The sequence below is a fragment of the Chromatiales bacterium genome, from assembly GCA_020445605.1.
Classification (GTDB): Bacteria; Pseudomonadota; Gammaproteobacteria; order JAGRGH01; family JAGRGH01; genus JAGRGH01.
The window spans coordinates 13,593-29,646 of the sequence record JAGRGH010000006.1 but is presented as its reverse complement, the minus strand read 5'-3'; the positions used below and the strand labels follow the sequence as shown (position 1 = coordinate 29,646).

General features: G+C 65.2%; 14 protein-coding genes. All 14 read left to right on the top strand.

All coding sequences use genetic code 11. The features are described from left to right. Positions 1 to 208 precede the first annotated feature (208 nt). Entirely contained in the window at positions 209 to 1,150 is a 942-nt protein-coding gene (locus KDG50_01015; GenBank protein ID MCB1863985.1) for a hypothetical protein, read from the top strand. 387 nt (positions 1,151 to 1,537) lie between these two features. Further along, positions 1,538 to 1,978: a 30S ribosomal protein S6 gene (rpsF, locus tag KDG50_01010; protein MCB1863984.1), complete on the top strand. Its 441-nt coding sequence runs from the start codon at positions 1,538 to 1,540 to the stop codon at positions 1,976 to 1,978. A 54-nt stretch (positions 1,979 to 2,032) separates the two neighbouring features. Then, on the top strand, positions 2,033 to 2,257 hold the full coding sequence (locus KDG50_01005; protein MCB1863983.1) for a 30S ribosomal protein S18: 225 nt from the start codon (positions 2,033 to 2,035) through the stop codon (positions 2,255 to 2,257). 44 nt (positions 2,258 to 2,301) lie between these two features. After that, entirely contained in the window at positions 2,302 to 3,201 is a 900-nt protein-coding gene (locus KDG50_01000; protein MCB1863982.1) for a hypothetical protein, read from the top strand. Between the two features lie 70 nt (positions 3,202 to 3,271). Continuing rightward, a complete protein-coding gene (gene rplI / locus KDG50_00995) occupies positions 3,272 to 3,721 on the top strand; it encodes a 50S ribosomal protein L9 (protein ID MCB1863981.1) in 450 nt (149 codons plus the stop codon). A gap of 128 nt (positions 3,722 to 3,849) precedes the next feature. After that, positions 3,850 to 5,199 (top strand): replicative DNA helicase, encoded by a 1,350-nt coding sequence (dnaB, locus tag KDG50_00990; protein ID MCB1863980.1) that lies wholly within the window; start codon positions 3,850 to 3,852, stop codon positions 5,197 to 5,199. Next, complete coding sequence (alr, locus tag KDG50_00985) at positions 5,195 to 6,283, top strand: alanine racemase (GenBank protein MCB1863979.1); 1,089 nt, start codon at positions 5,195 to 5,197, stop codon at positions 6,281 to 6,283. Before dnaB ends, alr begins: the two co-directional genes overlap by 5 nt. Continuing rightward, positions 6,280 to 7,641, top strand: a complete 1,362-nt coding sequence (radA, locus tag KDG50_00980) for a DNA repair protein RadA (protein MCB1863978.1) — start codon at positions 6,280 to 6,282, stop codon at positions 7,639 to 7,641. Before alr ends, radA begins: the two co-directional genes overlap by 4 nt. A 419-nt stretch (positions 7,642 to 8,060) precedes the next feature. Next, positions 8,061 to 9,017, top strand: a complete 957-nt coding sequence (gene msrP / locus KDG50_00975; GenBank protein MCB1863977.1) for a protein-methionine-sulfoxide reductase catalytic subunit MsrP — start codon at positions 8,061 to 8,063, stop codon at positions 9,015 to 9,017. Beyond that, entirely contained in the window at positions 8,962 to 9,684 is a 723-nt protein-coding gene (locus KDG50_00970; protein MCB1863976.1) for a sulfoxide reductase heme-binding subunit YedZ, read from the top strand. The genes msrP and KDG50_00970 overlap by 56 nt, the downstream gene beginning before the upstream one ends. A gap of 259 nt (positions 9,685 to 9,943) precedes the next feature. Continuing rightward, the gene (locus tag KDG50_00965) at positions 9,944 to 11,854 is read left to right on the top strand and encodes a sensor histidine kinase (protein MCB1863975.1); all 1,911 of its coding nucleotides are present in this window, start codon (positions 9,944 to 9,946) and stop codon (positions 11,852 to 11,854) included. Beyond that, a complete protein-coding gene (locus tag KDG50_00960; GenBank protein MCB1863974.1) occupies positions 11,851 to 13,215 on the top strand; it encodes a sigma-54-dependent Fis family transcriptional regulator in 1,365 nt (454 codons plus the stop codon). Before KDG50_00965 ends, KDG50_00960 begins: the two co-directional genes overlap by 4 nt. A gap of 193 nt (positions 13,216 to 13,408) precedes the next feature. Then, positions 13,409 to 13,879, top strand: a complete 471-nt coding sequence (locus KDG50_00955; GenBank protein ID MCB1863973.1) for a DsrE family protein — start codon at positions 13,409 to 13,411, stop codon at positions 13,877 to 13,879. A 270-nt stretch (positions 13,880 to 14,149) separates the two neighbouring features. Next, positions 14,150 to 16,048: a 5'-nucleotidase C-terminal domain-containing protein gene (locus KDG50_00950; GenBank protein ID MCB1863972.1), complete on the top strand. Its 1,899-nt coding sequence runs from the start codon at positions 14,150 to 14,152 to the stop codon at positions 16,046 to 16,048. The last annotated feature ends 6 nt before the right edge of the window (positions 16,049 to 16,054 follow it).

Sequence of the window (16,054 nt, the reverse complement as noted above, 5' to 3'; positions counted from 1 at the left end):
GTGCTCAGGTTGACGGGTGGTTGCGCCGTCCTTGCCTTGGTCTGATTCAGGGCAAGACATCCAAATCGCGTTGCGCAACGCTCTCGTTGCGTATTCTGTTGCAATTTCCTGCAACACGGCCCGAGAATTCCAGCTTGCCCCTAAAGTATTGCACTGTTGCCGGGAAGGTCAATGCAATATCCGTGCACGGAATGAGGAGCCTTGCAAAATGAAGAGCGTTCAAAGAGCAGGATTGCTGCGGGTGGTCGTGGCCGCGTGCGTGTTTTCGGCTGCCGTTCCGGCGGCCGCTGACACGCCGCTGTTGCAGCATGAGTTCCCGAACGAAGGCGCGAGCCTGACCGGAATCAACGTCGTACGCGGCTGGGCGCTGTCGAGCGACGGCGTTGATACCGTGACGCTCACCATCGACGGGCTCATCGTCGGGCGTCTAGGTTACGGCGGGGTGCGGACCGACGTAACAGCCGCGCATCCGGGCTTCCCGGATTCGGACAATCCGGGCTATGCCGCCGTGATCAATTTTTCGAACTACGCGGCCGGCGATCACGTGATGAAGATCGAGGTGACCGACCTGATGGGCCACAAGGCCAGCAAGGAAGTTGGCTTTCACAGCGCGCCGCTGGTGCTTCAGGGCTATGTATTCGAGCGCGATGCCCCCGCGCCGATGGGCGCCCAGCGCCTGTCGCTCGATGAATTCGTGGTGTCCTCGGCGCTGGTCAATGCCTCGATAGGTTCCGGTTACACGGCGTTTGACCTGTACGTGCACTGGAATCAGCGGCTGCAGAACTTCGACATACGGCGAGTCGACAACCTGGGATTTTCCGGCGGACAGCCGCCCGCGGTCAATGCCGCGTCCAATCTGACGGCCGTTGAGGACGCAGGCGCGATCCGGCTCGATTGGGACGACAATTCCTCGAATGAGGACGGCTTCTATATTCATCGTCGCTATGACCATCCCATGTCAGGAATCGGCGAGTGGGAGCGAATCGCAATCGTGGACGGGGATGTGACCACGTTCAGCGATCAGGAGGCAGCGACCGTGGCGCTGAGCCCGGGCGAATACGTCTACGAGGTCCGGGCCTTCAGCTTCGAAGACCAGGCGAACGCTTCAAACTTTGCGACCTTCGCACAAACCCCGGCCTTCGTGCCTTAGTGTAGTGCGACGCGCTTGGAGGCACATTCAGAGCCCGCCAAAAGTGTCAGATCAAGGCGCGGTGCGCAGCGAATGGCTCCCCCCTTGGCAAGCGCCGCAACGCGGAGCTGGCGCTTTTGGGGGGCTCCCTTCGGGTGCGCCACAGTGCGCCTATCTGCGGCGTTGCGCCTGCTTGAAAGGGAACGGCCATTCCTGCGCAGGCGGGCCTTGCAGCTGGACGCACTGTGACTCACTGAAAGTACCTCCAAGCGCGCCGCACTACACTGGGTTTGAGGTCGCGGGCGGGGCCGTGGACAGCGCCGGCCGGCTCGCGTATCATCGCGCGTCTTTTTTCGCTCCTTGCTCCACCGCTCGCAACGGGGGGCCATCACCCACGGGGAGACAGCCATGCGACATTACGAAATCGTGTTCCTGGTCCATCCGGACCAGAGCGACCAGGTGCCGGCGATGGCCGAGCGCTATCGCGGCATCATCGAGAAGGACGGTGGCAGCGTTCACCGCTTCGAGGACTGGGGTCGCCGCCAGCTGACCTTCGCGATCAACAAGGTCCACAAGGCCCACTACATTCTGATGAATGTCGAGTGCGGTGCCGAGGCGCTTGCGGAACTCGAGGAAATTTTCCGCTTCAACGACGCGATCCTGCGCCACATGACCCTGCGCCGCGACGCGGCAGTCACCGAAGCCTCGCCGATGCTCAAGGACAAGGAGCGCGAGCGCGAACGCGAGGATGATGGTGGCGACCGCCCGCGTTCACGCGGACGCCGCTCCAGCGATGACGATTCGTCCGACGACGACAACGACGACGACGATTCGCGCGACGCCGCCTGAGTGGCCGGACGTCCGATTCACACGAAATTCCAGTATTTTTAAGGGTTATCGAACATGGCACGATCCGCGCGCAGACGCTTTTGCCGCTTCACGGCCGACGGCGTCACCGACATCGATTACAAGGATCTGAACCTGCTGCGCCAGTACGTTGGCGAGACCGGCAAGATCGTCCCGAGCCGCATCACCGGCACGCGGGCGCGCTACCAGCGCATGCTTGCCGAGGCGATCAAGCGCGCGCGCTTCCTGGCCCTGCTGCCGTATTCGGACGCGCACCGGTAACGAATCCGACCGGGGTAAGCCCGGTCGTGTGTTAGGGCGAGGTCATGCGCGCACTGGCGGCTTTTGCGATGCGTGGCCGGTCGCAGGCCGCGATGGTCGCGACGACGAGCGCGATCGGCTCGCTGGTGTTTCTGCCGCTGGCGGTCGTAAGCGGGGGCACGGTGGCGCTGGCCACCCTGCGCAAGGGCGAGACCGACGGCGCCGTGGTCATGCTGGTCTCGGCGCTGGCCGCGGCCGTGATCGTGGCGCTGCTGCTGGGCACGCCGATGCCGGCCTTCGGCTATGTGCTGGGGCTGTGGCTGCCGATGGTGCTGGTCGGATCGGTGCTGCGCAACACGCGCGCGCTGGCGCTCGGCCTGGCGGCTGCCGCGGGGATCGGCCTGGTGCTGATCGTGATCCTGAGGATCACGGTGCCGGAGGAAGTGTGGTTCGGCGTGCTGGATCGCACCCTGCGCGCGATGCTTGAATCGCAGCCCGGGTTCGACCCGAGCCAGGCCGAACCGATCCTGCGCGATGCCGCGGCGCTGATGCCGGCGGCCGTCGGCGCGATGGCCACGGCGACGTTCGCGGCTTCGCTTCTGCTGGCGCGGGCCTGGCAGGCGGCGCTGTACAACCCGGGCGGATTCGCCGACGAGTTCCGTGCACTGCGGCTCGGACAGGCATTCGCGATCGCGACCGCCGCGGCGCTGGCGCTGGCGATGTTTGTACCGGCGCCTGTGGGACTGTGGGCGCGCGACGTGGTGGCGCCGCTGGCGATCGTCTGTGCAATCCAGGCGCTGGCGGTCGCCCACGACATGGTGGCGCTGCGCGGCGCCGGGCGTGTGTGGCTGGTGCTGATGTATATCGCGATGGCGCTGACACTGCCGCAGTCGGTCGCGGTGCTTGCGGTGCTCGGCATCGCGGATTCGTTCGTCGATTTGCGCAGACGCGCGCGACGGACCTGATTGACAACGCTCCGACCGCAGGGCGCGGATACGCGCACGGCGGGGCAGGTTTCGAACCGAGGTAATACCGATGGATGTGATTCTGCTTGAAAAGGTCGGCCGGCTCGGCAAGCTGGGCGACACCGTGAAGGTCAAGAGCGGTTACGCGCGCAATTTCCTGATCCCGGGCGGTCATGCCGTGCCGGCGACGGCCGACAACGTGGCGGCCTTCGAGTCGCGTCGTGCCGAGCTCGAACAGGCCGAGGCCGAGGCGCGCTCCGCGGCCGAGGCGCGCAAGACCACGATCGAGGCGCAGACCGTGACGATCGCCTGCCGGGTCGGCGACGAGGGTCGCCTGTTCGGCTCGGTCGGCGTGACCGACATCGTCGATGCGCTGGAAACCGCCGGCGTCGAGATCGAGCGCTCCGAAGTGCGCATGGGCGACGGCCCGCTGCGCCACCTTGGCGAGCATGAGGTGGTGGTCCACCTGCACGCCGACGTCAACGCGACGCTGAACGTCGTCCTCGTCGCCGAGGAATAGGCGCCCGCCGGGCCGCTTGTCGGCGGCCCGGGCTGTTTGACAAGATAAACAGCCCAACGCCGAGGCGGATTGCCGTGCCGGATCGTGCCGCCGAAACCGCGATCGAACTGGACGGGCGGGCTCAGCAACTGCGGCTGCCGCCCCATTCGATCGAATCCGAGCAGGCCGTCGTCGGCGGGCTGCTGCTGGACAACTCCGCCTGGGAGCGCATCGGCGATGCGGTGACGGCGGAGGACTTCTACCGCCGCGAACATCGCGTGTTGTTCGCCGCCATCTCAAGGCTCGCTGAGCGCGACGATCCCTTCGACGTCATTACCGTTACCGAGTCTCTGCGAGACACCGGGCAGCTCGCCGAGGCCGGCGGCTCCGACTACCTCGCCCAGCTCGCGATCGACACCGCCAGCGCGGCGAACATCGAGGCTTATGCCCGCTTGGTCCGCGAGCATGCTATTCGTCGCGAGTTGCTGGCAGCTGCGAACGCGATTGCAGCATCGGTCTACGCCACTCCACGCCAGGCTCCACCCGCGTTGCTCGATGCGGCCGAGGGCAAGGTTTTCCAGATCGCCGACTCACGCCAGCCTGACGGGGCGGGATTCCGCGCAATTAGTCCGTTGCTAGGGCTATGCGTGGATCGTCTCGAGGTGCTGAGGACTCGCGGCGATTCAATCACCGGCATACCTACTGGGTTCCACGACCTTGATGAACGTACTTCTGGTTTACAGCCCGGCGATCTGGTGATCATTGCCGGCAGGCCGTCGATGGGGAAAACCAGTTTTTCTATGAACATCGCGGAAAACGTCGCGATCAAGGTTGGCAAGCCGGTGGCTATCTTCAGCATGGAAATGCCGGCCGAACAGCTCGCGATGCGAATGCTGGCATCATTGGGACGGATTGATCAACAAAAGCTTAGAACCGGTCGTCTCGACCAAGCCGACTGGCCGCGCGTAATTTCAGCGGTGAGTCTGCTCGACAACCAGCCGATGTTCATCGATGACAGCGCCGCGCTGTCGCCCGTGGAGCTGCGCGCCCGCGCGCGTCGACTGAAGCGCGAACATGGGGACCTCGGGCTCGTCGTGATCGACTACCTGCAGCTCATGCAGTCGCCGAGTCATGCCGACAACCGCGTCGCGGAGATTTCGGAGATCTCCCGCTCGCTCAAGGCGCTGGCGAAGGAACTCAGCGTGCCGGTCATCGCGCTTTCGCAGTTGAACCGAAATCTGGAATCGCGGCCGAACAAGCGCCCGGTGATGTCGGACCTGCGCGACTCAGGTTCGATTGAGCAGGATGCGGACGTAATTTTTTTCATCTATCGCGACGAGGTCTACAACGAGAACTCGCAGGACAAGGGCGTCGCTGAGATCGTAATCGGCAAGCAACGAAACGGGCCGATCGGCACGGTCAAGATGACATTTATTTCACATCTCACAAGATTCGAAGATTACGTTCCGTATCGCGAAGGTTACGGAGACGTCGATTAGGCCGCGCGTCGAGATCGATCTTGCGGCACTCGTCGCGAACCTAGCCCGTGTGCGTGCGCAGGCCCCGGATGCGCGGGTGCTGGCCGTGGTCAAGGCCGATGCCTATGGACACGGACTGGTGCCGGTCGCGCGCATGCTGGCGCCGCTGGTCGACGGTCTCGCGGTGGCCCGGCTCGACGAGGGCGAGGCCCTGCGCGCAGCGGGGATCGAATCTCGCGTACTGCTGCTGGCCGGCGCCGCGGACCGGGCCGAGCTGGTACGCGCGGCGGCACTTGGGCTGGGCCTGGTCGTGCACCGCAGCGAACAGGTCGACCTGCTCGCGGCCGCTGGCCCGCCATCGGTCGACGTCTGGCTGAAGATCGATACCGGCATGCACCGTCTGGGGGTCGAGCCGGCCGAGGTCGCAGCGCTGATAAGTCGGCTGAACGGGCTCGAATCCGTGCGAACCGTGCGCGTCATGAGCCATCTCGCCAACGCCGATCGTCCCGCACGCCCCGAGAACGAGACACAGCTGCGGCGTTTTGCCGACGTGACCTCTGCACTCGGCCGCGAAACGAGCCTGCTCAATTCGGCCGGTGTGTTCAGCTGGCCGGAGGCCGCCGGTGACTGGATTCGCCCGGGGATTGCGCTCTATGGCGGAGCGCCGGTTGCCGACCGCACGGCGGCGGAACTCGGCCTGAAGCCGGTGATGACGTTCTCCGCCCGGCTGATCGCGATCAACCAGCACATCGCGGGCGATGCGATCGGCTACGGCGGCGCCTGGGTCTGCCCCGAGGACATGCCGGTCGGGGTCGTCGGTGCCGGCTACGGGGACGGTTATCCGCGCCACGCGCCCTCGGGCACGCCGGTGCTGCTCGGCAACCGGCCGGTGCCGCTGATCGGCACGGTTTCGATGGACACGATGTGTGTGGACCTGCGCGGGCATGAACAGGCGCGCGTCGGGGACTCGGTGACGCTGTGGGGCGCGGGCCTGCCGGCGGACGCCATCGCCGAGCGCGCCAACACCATCGCCTACGAACTGTTCTGCGGGATCACCGCGCGCGTCGAGCATGTCTACCGCGGGTCGGCGGGTCCGGACGCTTGAGCGCCAAATCCGTCTATCGCTGCGATGCCTGCGGTGGCCAGCAGCCGAAGTGGGCCGGTCAGTGCCCGGATTGCGGCGCGTGGAATTCCCTGCACGAGGTCGCGCTGAGTTCGCCGGCCGGCGGTGCGCGGCGGCGCGGCGGCTACGCGGGCGTGCAGAGCGCCAGGGTCCAGCGCCTGGGCGAGGTGGAGCGGGGCGAGGCCGCGCGGCTCGCGACCGGTTCGGACGAGTTCGACCGAGCCCTGGGCGGCGGGCTGGTCGCCGGATCGGTCGTGCTGATCGGCGGCGACCCCGGGATCGGCAAGTCCACTCTGTTGCTGCAGACCGCCGCGGCGCTGTCCGGCGGTCGGCCGGTGCTGTACGCGAGCGGCGAGGAATCGCCGGCGCAGATCGCCCTGCGCGGCGAGCGCCTCGGACTGGACGCGGCCCGCGTCGGGATTCTGGCCGAGACCAGCGTCGAGGCGGTGCTGGCGGCGTCCGAGGCCGAGCGCGCGGCCGTCCTCATCGTCGATTCCATTCAGACCGCCGTGACCGAGCGTCTGCAGTCCGCGCCGGGTTCCGTCGCGCAGGTGCGTGAGTGCGCGGGAATGCTGGTTGAGCACGCCAAACGCGGCGGCTGTGCGACCCTGCTGATCGGCCATGTCACCAAAGAGGGTGCGCTGGCCGGGCCGCGAGTGCTCGAGCACATGGTCGACTGTGTGCTGTATTTCGACGGCGACCCCGGCGAGCGCTACCGTGTGCTGCGCGCGGTGAAAAACCGCTTCGGTGCCGCGAACGAACTCGGCATCTTCGCGATGACCGGTGCCGGGCTCAAACCGGTGTCGAACCCGTCGGCGATCTTTCTCGCGCGGCACGAGCACGAGGTGCCGGGCAGTCTTGTCATGGTTACGCGCGAGGGTACCCGGCCGCTGCTCGTGGAACTCCAGGCGCTGGTCGATACCAGCCCGCTCGGCAATCCGCGCCGTGTGGCCGTGGGCCTGGAACACAACCGGCTGGCGATGCTGCTCGCGGTCGTGCACCGTCACGCCGGCATCACGCTGGCCGACCAGGACGTGTTCGTCAATGCCGTCGGCGGCGTACGCATCACGGAAACCGCGGCCGATCTGCCGCTGGTTCTTTCCGCCCTGTCAAGCCTGCGCGGGCGGGCGCTGCCGCGCGGCCTGGTGGCGTTCGGCGAGATCGGACTGACCGGCGAGGTGCGGCCGGTTCCCAATGGCGAGGAACGCATTCGCGAGGCGGCCAAGCACGGCTTTACCGCCGCAATCGTGCCGCAGGCGAACGTGCCGCGGCGCCCGGTCGGCGGCATGTCGGTCACCGGCGTGACGTCGTTGACGGCTGCAATCGACGCGATGGGCTGACTCGCCTGCAATTTCTGGGCGCGCGGGTCGGTCTATTCTTGGGAAGCGCTGATCAGGCCATCCTGGCTTGCCAGAGTCACGAAAACGAAAAGGCGCGGTGTTTCGTTTTCTCCCATTTCCAACGGCCTGCCGCCGTTGAAAATGGCGGCCCGTCCTTAGCAGGCTGTTGAAATTCTCACTTCAACAGCCTGATATCGCGAGACAGGGACGTCTCGCCCGAAAATCGAACACCCAAGTGTTTGATTTTCGTGAGCTACCGAAAACCGCGCTTTTCGGTTGCGATGTTGAAAAGGCCATGGACGGGCCTTTTTCGACAACCTGTTAGTGCCGCGGGCAACGCTGACCTGAATCGGGGTTGCCCTTGCTGAATGCCAGCCACCACGAACGTTCGTGCAGACCGCGCGCCGAGGAGATCCACCATGCTGATTCGTAAACCGACCGACATCGCGCCATCGGAGATCACGCCCGAGTCGCTGTATCTGGACCGGCGCCAGTGGCTCAAGGCCGCGCTGGCCGCCGGTGCGATGGGTGTGCCGGGCCTGAGTGTCGCGAAGAGCGAGCCACCGGGCGATGCCGTTTTCAAGTCAGCCGGAAAGAGCCCGTTGTCGACCGACGAGGCGCCAAACGAGTGGAAGGACATTACGACCTATAACAATTTCTACGAGTTCGGCACCGACAAGGACGACCCCCAGGCCTATGCCGGAACTCTGCGCACGCGGCCGTGGGAGGTCGTCGTCGATGGTGCCTGCGCAAAGCCGGGACGGATCGGGATCGAGGACATTCTTTCCGGGTTTCCGCTGGAGGAACGCATCTATCGTCTGCGTTGCGTCGAGGCCTGGTCGATGGTGATCCCATGGGTCGGGCTAGAGCTCGGTGCCCTGCTCAGGCGCTTCGAGCCGTCGGCGGATGCGAAGTACGTTGCGTTCGAGACCCTGCTCGATCCGCAGCAGATGCCCGGCCAGCGCCGCAGCGTGCTGGAATGGCCCTATCGCGAAGGGCTGCGCATGGATGAGGCCATGCACCCGTTGACGATCCTCGCAGTCGGGCTGTACGGGCGCATTCTGCCGAACCAGAACGGTGCGCCGCTGCGTCTGGTGGTGCCGTGGAAATACGGCTTCAAGAGCATCAAGTCCATCGTGCGGATCAGTTTCACGAAGGAACAGCCGCCGACGAGCTGGAACATGGCCGCGCCAGGCGAGTACGGGTTCTATTCGAATGTGAACCCGGAGGTCTCGCATCCGCGCTGGTCGCAGAAGAAGGAACGCCGCATCGGGGATTCGTTCTTTTCCGCGCGCCGCGAGACCCTGATGTTCAACGGCTATGCGGATCAGGTCGCGGGCCTGTATTCCGGCATGGATCTTCGGAAGTTCTACTGAACGGAAGGCCCGCGTGAACGTCGATCAGCGCATCCGCTGGCTGCTCAAGCCGGCGATCTGGATTGCCGCGCTCGCGCCGTTTGCGTGGCTGGCATGGCGCGCGTTCAGTGACGATCTGGGCGCCAACCCGATCGAGGCCATCACACACACCACCGGCGACTGGGCCCTGCGGCTGTTGCTGGTCACGCTTGCCATCACGCCGCTCAAGAACCTCACGGGCTGGCGGCGCATCGTGCGTGTACGTCGCCTGCTCGGGCTGTTCACGTTCTTCTATGCGCTGGTGCACTTTGCAACCTGGCTGGTGCTGGACCAGTTCTTCGATTGGCCGATGATCGTCGAGGACATCGTGGAACGGCCGTTCATCACGGTCGGTTTCGCGGGTTTTGTTCTGCTGACTGCGCTGGCCGCGACCTCGACCACGGCCGCGATGCGCCGCATGGGCGGAAACTGGCTGCGCCTGCATCGCGCCATCTATCTCATAGCGCCGCTCGGCGTGCTGCATTTTCTCTGGCTGGTGAAGGCCGACTGGCTGGAGCCGGCGATCTACGGCGCGATTGCCGTCAGCCTGCTGGGAATGCGAATTCCCGCCGTGCGTGATCGTTTGCGGTTTGGCCGGCGGCCGTCACGGCCAGCCGCGCCGGCCCGCAATCCGGCGGCGGCCTCCTGATGCGCTGATCGACCCGCCCGGGAGACGGTTGCCGGCGCGGTGACGCCGGACAGGTTGTTGAAAAAGGCCCGTCCATGGCCTTTTCAATGTCGCAACCGAAAAGCGCGGTTTTCGGTTGCTCACGAAAATCAAACACTTGGGTGTTCGATTTTCGGGCGAGACGTCCCTGTCTCGCGTTATCAGGCTGTTGAAATGAGAATTTCAACAGCCTGCTAAATCTCCCGCCGTTCGGACTAGAATCGCGTGGAGATCACCCGCCATGCCACTTCAACGCAAACTCTTCTGGCTGTTCAGCTCGCTGACGCTGGGTCCGTTGCTGCTGTTGCAGTACGGCGTCGTCGAGCGTAACGCGCGCGCGCTGACCGAAAGCACCGAGCAGGAGGTCCACAGCGTACTCGAGCGTCTGGAGGGCGAACTGCAAACCCTGCTGGATGCCCAGGCCGCGCTCGTGCGCGGGCTGGTGGTCGTGCCGTCGGTTGACCAGTTCGCGCGGCTTGCGAGCGGTCCGACCGGGTCGGGCTACGAGCGAGCCGCAGAAGAGATCACGAAGTTCTTTCTGGACTATCAGAGTGTGGTGCCCAGCATTCAGGCGATGCGGGTCATCGACCGCGACGGCAACACCCTGGTGAAGGTGCGCGAGAAGCAGCGCATCGAGGCGGAGCACGCGATGCCCGATGGGCGGCGGTTCGTTGCGAACCTCGCCAGTCGCGAGTTCTTCCGCAGCGCACTCGCGCTCGCGCCCGGCGAAGTCGGCATGTCGCAGTTCGAACTGGGCTGGATCGAGTTCAAGGACGACTGGTGTCCGGCCATGGTGCGCTACATGACGCCGCTCGGCGAGGCCGGATTTCTGGTCGTCAACATGTGGGGCCGGCGCATCGACCAGCTGGTGAACGGCACGCTGGCGGAGTTCGGAAACGATGTTGCGATTGTCGAGCGCAACGCCGCGGACCCGTCGCGCGACGGTGTGTTTCTGTTCCACCCGGACACCCGGCAACGCTTCGGCAACCAGACGGGCAACCCCGCCCGGTTTGCGGCCGACGTTGGCGAGGCCGGCTGGGCGGCCATCCTGGCCGGGTCTGCGGACGGCACGATCGAGCATGGCGATCGCTTCTGGTTCTATCGGGCGTTCGCGCCGGATGCACGCAGCGATCTGCGCTGGGTGCTGGTGGCCTCGCGCTCGCGCGAGGCCGTTCTGGCGCCGGTCGAAGGCATGCGGCGGACGATCTGGGTGCTGCTCGGCGTGCTGGCGGTCGTCTCGATTGCACTGGTGCGCTGGTCGTCGGAGAGCATTGCGCGGCCGGTCGAGAATCTCGTCGCGCTGATGCGTCGCTACGCCGATGGCGAGCGCGTGCGCTACGAGGATGCGCGGGCGGACGAGATCGGTTCGCTCGGTCGCACGTTCAACTATCTGACCGACCGCCTCGAACAGGCCCAGGACGTACGCTGCCGGGCCGAGGCGGCCGCCGCGCGCGCGGCGCGGCTTGCGATGGTCGGCGAGCTGGCCGCCGGTGTCGCGCATGAGATCAACAACCCGATGAACAACATGCTCGGGCTGACCGAACTGATGCAGCGTCAGCCGCTGCCGGCGGCGCTGCGCGGGGATCTCGACGTGCTGGCCAGCGAAGGCCGGCGGGTCGCGCGCATCGTGCAGGGACTGCTCGACTACGCACGACCGCGCGCGCCGCACGTCGAGCGGCTCGATCTCGCCGAGCTTGCGCGCGAGAGCGTGCGCCTGCTGGACAAGCAGGCCGAGCAACTCGGCGTGCGGCTCGAGGTGCAGGGTGAAGACGGCAGCGCGGTCGACGGCGATCGCGCCCAGCTGCAGCAGGTCATCGTCAATCTGGTGCTCAACGGCATGCAGGCCAGCCCGCGCGGTGGCACGGTCAGTGTCAACGTCCGTTCCGACGGTGAATGGGCGGAGGCCCGGGTGGTCGACTCCGGGACCGGAATCGATGCGAACCTGCTGCCGCGCATGTTCGAGCCGTTCTTCACCACCAAGGGCGAGCGTGGCACGGGGCTGGGGCTGTCGGTCAGTGACGCGATCGTGCGTCAGCACGGCGGCAGCATGGGTGCCCGGCAGGAATCCGCCGGCGGACTGTGCGTCTGGTTCCACGTGCCGGCCGCCACCGTTGAGGATCGCAGCCGGCTGCCCGGCGCCGGTACGGCATGAAGGGGCTTCCGGAGAACCTGCGGGTCGACTTTGTCGACGACGATCCGGTCGCCAACCGCCTGTTCGAGCGTTACGCGATCGAGCTCGGTTTCCGCTGCCGGGTCTTTGACAGCGCCGAAGCGGCCATCGGCGTGATCGGCGAGCAGCCGCCGGATATCGTTCTGACCGATCTGAACATGCCCGCCACCGATGGCTTCATGCTGATCGAGCGGCTTGCGCGGCGTCATCCGCTGCTGCCGATCGTCGCCGTGACCGGGCAGTCCACGATTGAGCGCGCGGTTAAGGCCATGCGCACCGGTGCCGTGGATTTTCTGCGCAAGCCCTATTCCCTGCAGGAACTGGAACTGACGCTGCGGCGCAACCTGTCGAATGCGGCCCTGCGCCGCGAGAACCTGAACCTGAAACGCCAGCTCGCCGAGCCGCTGCCGGGCTACGGCATGATCGGCGACAGCCCGGCGATGTGGGCCGTCTATCGGCTGATCGACAAGGTCGCCGATGTCGATTGTCCCGTGATCGTGCAGGGCGACAGCGGCGTGGGTAAGGAACTCGTCGCCCGCGCAATTCATGATCGCGGCGTGCGGCGCAACGCGCCGTTCGTCGTGGTCGACTGCGGCGCGATCGCGGACACCCTGCTCGAAAGCGAGTTGTTCGGTCACCGCAAGGGTGCATTCACGGGAGCCGACCGCGATCGCGTCGGCCTGCTCGAGTCGGCCGCGGGCGGCACGGTGTTTCTCGACGAGATCGGCAATATCAGCGAGTCCATGCAGACGAAGCTTCTGCGCGTGATCGAGAACGCCACGGTGCTGCCGGTCGGCGATTCGCGCCCGCGCCCCGTCGCGGCGCGCTTCATCGCGGCGACCAACGCCCATCTGGCCGAGCGTGTGCGCGCCGGGGCGTTCCGCGAGGATCTCTATCACCGCCTGAATGTCGTCGCGATCGGCATGCCGAGGCTGGTCGAGCGCGAGGGCGACCTGCCGCTGCTGATCGAACATTTCTCGCAGAGCTTCGCCGCGCGTCATGGTCGTCCGCCGCGCCGCTTTGCGCCGGAGACCATCGCTGCGCTGGCGCAGCGGCCGTGGCCTGGAAACGTGCGCGAGCTGCGCAACTTTGTCGAGCGCTGCGTGATCATGTCGGACGGCCCCCGGCTGGACATCGTGGGCGACGATGCGGCCATTGCCCCGGCGCTCGCCCAGTGGTTCGGCGCGCTCGACACCATCGATGACCTCTCGCAGCGCTACGTGCGCTTCGTGCTGGATCGGACCGACGGGAATCTCGGTGAGGCGGCGCGCATCCTCGGAATCGGCCGTACCACGCTGTGGCGCTGGTTGCAGCGCGAAAGGTCCACGGGCGTTTCGAACTAGAACGGCGATCGTTTCAGAACGAAACACCTCTGGCTGGGCGGTTCAGCTTCAGTCCCGCTCGTATACCGGACTATGACCTCTTAAGCGTCTGATTTTTGGGCGCTTACCCGGCTTCCGCCGGCGTATCCGGGCGTGGCACCGTTCTGGCCCGCTTCTTGATATAGATAAATCACCTTTGGAGGAGAAACCCTAGATGAAGAAACTGGCATCGGTAGTTTTGGCTCTTTCGATGGCTGCCGGACTGGCGGCCGCGACCAATGTTTACGCGGGCGAGAAGCAGAAGGTCGTCTACCACGTGAACGGTGACGATCCCAAGCAGCAGAAGGCCGCCCTCGGCAACATCCAGAACCATATCAACGCAATTGGTAAGGACAATCTGGACCTGCGTGTGGTCATGCACGGTGACGGGCTCAGCCTGATCCTCGTGCCCGAGGGCGTGGCCGGTTCGAAGATGAAGGCCGGCAACGCCACCGACGAGATGGCGGCGCGGATCGATACCCTGAAGGGCCAGGGCATTTCGTTCAAGGTGTGCAACAACACCATCAAGGGCCGGCAGATCGACAAGGCCAATCTCTACGGCATGGAGGAGGCCGACATCGTGCCCAGTGGTGTCGCCGAACTCGCAATCCTGCAGTCGCAGGGCTTCGCATACATCAAACCCTGAAAGGCAATCCGACTCCCATGGGGCTCGACAAGGGCCCCTGCGATTTGGGCCAGGCCGCCTCCGGGCGGCCTTTTTTTTCACGGCCGATGCGGGTGTAATACGGCACAGTTGCGGAGTGAATGTCGCGCCGAGGCTTGCGGCAGCGGCGCATCAACCTCGCCATCGCGGTACCCTGACGGCCGCCGGGCTCGCGTTCCCGACGTGTCAGAACGCCGCACTCGCGGGCGACCGCAAACATAACCACACTAGATTTATTGGAGGACGGGTCCCATGGCCATGAAACGTCGAGAATTCATCCAGGCGATCGGTGCCGCCGCGGCTGCCGGCCTGTTGCCCGGTCAGCTGCGTGCCGCGGCCGCGAAACTGCCGAAGCTCTATGACGCGCCGATGCGCGGCAACGCCCGCATCCTGCATTTCACCGATGTGCATGGGCAGATCATCCCGAAATATTTTCGCGAGCCGAACGTCAATCTCGGCGTTGGTGACGCCTTCGGGCGCGTGCCGCACATCGTCGGACGCAGCTTCCTCAAGGCCGCCGGCCTTTCCGAGGGCACGCCGGAGTCCTACGCCTATACCTATCTGAACTTCGACGCGGATGCGAAGAAGTACGGCCCGACCGGTGGCTTCGCGCAGCTCAAGACGCTGCTGGATCACCTGCGCACCCAGGCCGGCGGTCGCGGCAACACGCTGACGCTCGATGGCGGCGATTCCTGGCAGGGTTCGGGCACCTCGCTGTGGACCCGCGGCTCGGACATGGTCGAGACCTCGAACATCCTTGGTGTCGACGTGATGGTCGGGCACTGGGAATTCACCTACAGCCAGGAACAGCTGCTGAAGAACGTGGCGCTGTTCAAGGGCGATTTCGTCGGCCAGAACGTGCGCGTGAAGGAATCCTCGCTGTTTGGTGGCGACTATCTGGAACTGGTCGAGAAGTACAACGGACTGGGACTGTTCAGCGAGGACACCGGCCATGCGTTCCGGCCGTATTCCGTGCGCGAGGCCGGCGGTGCGCGCATTGCCGTGATCGGTCAGGCGTTCCCTCGGCTTGGCAATGCCAATCCGCAGGAATTCTTCCCGGATCTCAGCTTCGGTCTGCGCGAGGACGACCTCAAGGATCTGGTGCAGAAGATCTGGGACGAAGAGAAGCCGGCCGCCGTCGTTCTGCTTTCGCACAACGGCATGGATGTCGACATCAAGATGGCCGAGCGTGTGCCGGGCCTGAATGCGGTGTTCGGTGGCCACACACACGATGGCGCGGCCAAGCCCATCATGGTCAAGCGCGACGATGGCAGCGAATGCATGGTCACGAACGCCGGTTCGAATGCGAAATTCGTCGGCATCATGGACATGAAGATCGACGGCAACGAGCTCAAGGGCATGGACTACCGCATGGTGCCCGTGATCTCGAACATGCTGCCGGCCGATCCCGAAATGTCCGCATACATCGAGCGCATGCGCGGCAAGGTCTATGACCAGGAGATCAAGGAAAGCCGCGTGCCCGCGCTCTATACCAACAAGGAGCGCATGGGCAAGACCTTTGCGCAGATCCTCGACGAGAAGCTCGCGATCGCCGGCCAGACACTGTACCGCCGCGGCAACTTCATGGGCACCTGGGACCAGGTGCTGTGCAATGCGCTGCGCGAACACTACAAGGCCGATGTCGCGCTTTCGGCCGGCGTGCGCTGGGGCGTGACCGTGCCGAAGGACATGTGGATCACCATGGACGATGTCATGAGCCAGTCGTCGATGACCTATGCGGAAACCTACGTTTCGCACATGACCGGCGCGCAGTTGCTGAACATCCTCGAAGGTGTGGCGGACAATCTGTTCGACCCGGACCCGTACCTGCAATCCGGCGGCGACATGGTGCGCGTGGGCGGGCTCGATTACTCGATTCATCCGCGCAATACGCTTGGCGAACGCATCAAGGATGCGCGCCTCGACGACGGCACGGCGATCGATCCCGACAAGACCTATGCGGTCGCCGGCTGGGCGCAGGTCAACAACACGCCGGAAGGCCCGTTGCTCTGGGACCTCACGCGCGAGTACATCCTCAGGCATCGCGACCCCAAGACCAAGGTGCTGAAGCTTCCGAAGGTCAATCATCCGAAGCTTGTCGGTGTCAACGACGACCCGGGTCTGGCTGATTACGCCGGCGAGACTGCCTGATAACGG

What these genes read in the sequence shown, in the direction of transcription:
- KDG50_01015 (MCB1863985.1), top strand. Translation starts at nt 209, where the DNA reads ATGAAGAGCGTTCAAAGAGCAGGATTGCTGCGGGTGGTCGTGGCCGCG.
- rpsF (MCB1863984.1), top strand. Translation starts at nt 1,538, where the DNA reads ATGCGACATTACGAAATCGTGTTCCTGGTCCATCCGGACCAGAGCGAC.
- KDG50_01005 (MCB1863983.1), top strand. Translation starts at nt 2,033, where the DNA reads ATGGCACGATCCGCGCGCAGACGCTTTTGCCGCTTCACGGCCGACGGC.
- KDG50_01000 (MCB1863982.1), top strand. Translation starts at nt 2,302, where the DNA reads ATGCGCGCACTGGCGGCTTTTGCGATGCGTGGCCGGTCGCAGGCCGCG.
- rplI (MCB1863981.1), top strand. Translation starts at nt 3,272, where the DNA reads ATGGATGTGATTCTGCTTGAAAAGGTCGGCCGGCTCGGCAAGCTGGGC.
- msrP (MCB1863977.1), top strand. Translation starts at nt 8,061, where the DNA reads ATGCTGATTCGTAAACCGACCGACATCGCGCCATCGGAGATCACGCCC.
- KDG50_00970 (MCB1863976.1), top strand. Translation starts at nt 8,962, where the DNA reads ATGCGGATCAGGTCGCGGGCCTGTATTCCGGCATGGATCTTCGGAAGT.
- KDG50_00965 (MCB1863975.1), top strand. Translation starts at nt 9,944, where the DNA reads ATGCCACTTCAACGCAAACTCTTCTGGCTGTTCAGCTCGCTGACGCTG.
- KDG50_00960 (MCB1863974.1), top strand. Translation starts at nt 11,851, where the DNA reads ATGAAGGGGCTTCCGGAGAACCTGCGGGTCGACTTTGTCGACGACGAT.
- KDG50_00955 (MCB1863973.1), top strand. Translation starts at nt 13,409, where the DNA reads ATGAAGAAACTGGCATCGGTAGTTTTGGCTCTTTCGATGGCTGCCGGA.
- KDG50_00950 (MCB1863972.1), top strand. Translation starts at nt 14,150, where the DNA reads ATGGCCATGAAACGTCGAGAATTCATCCAGGCGATCGGTGCCGCCGCG.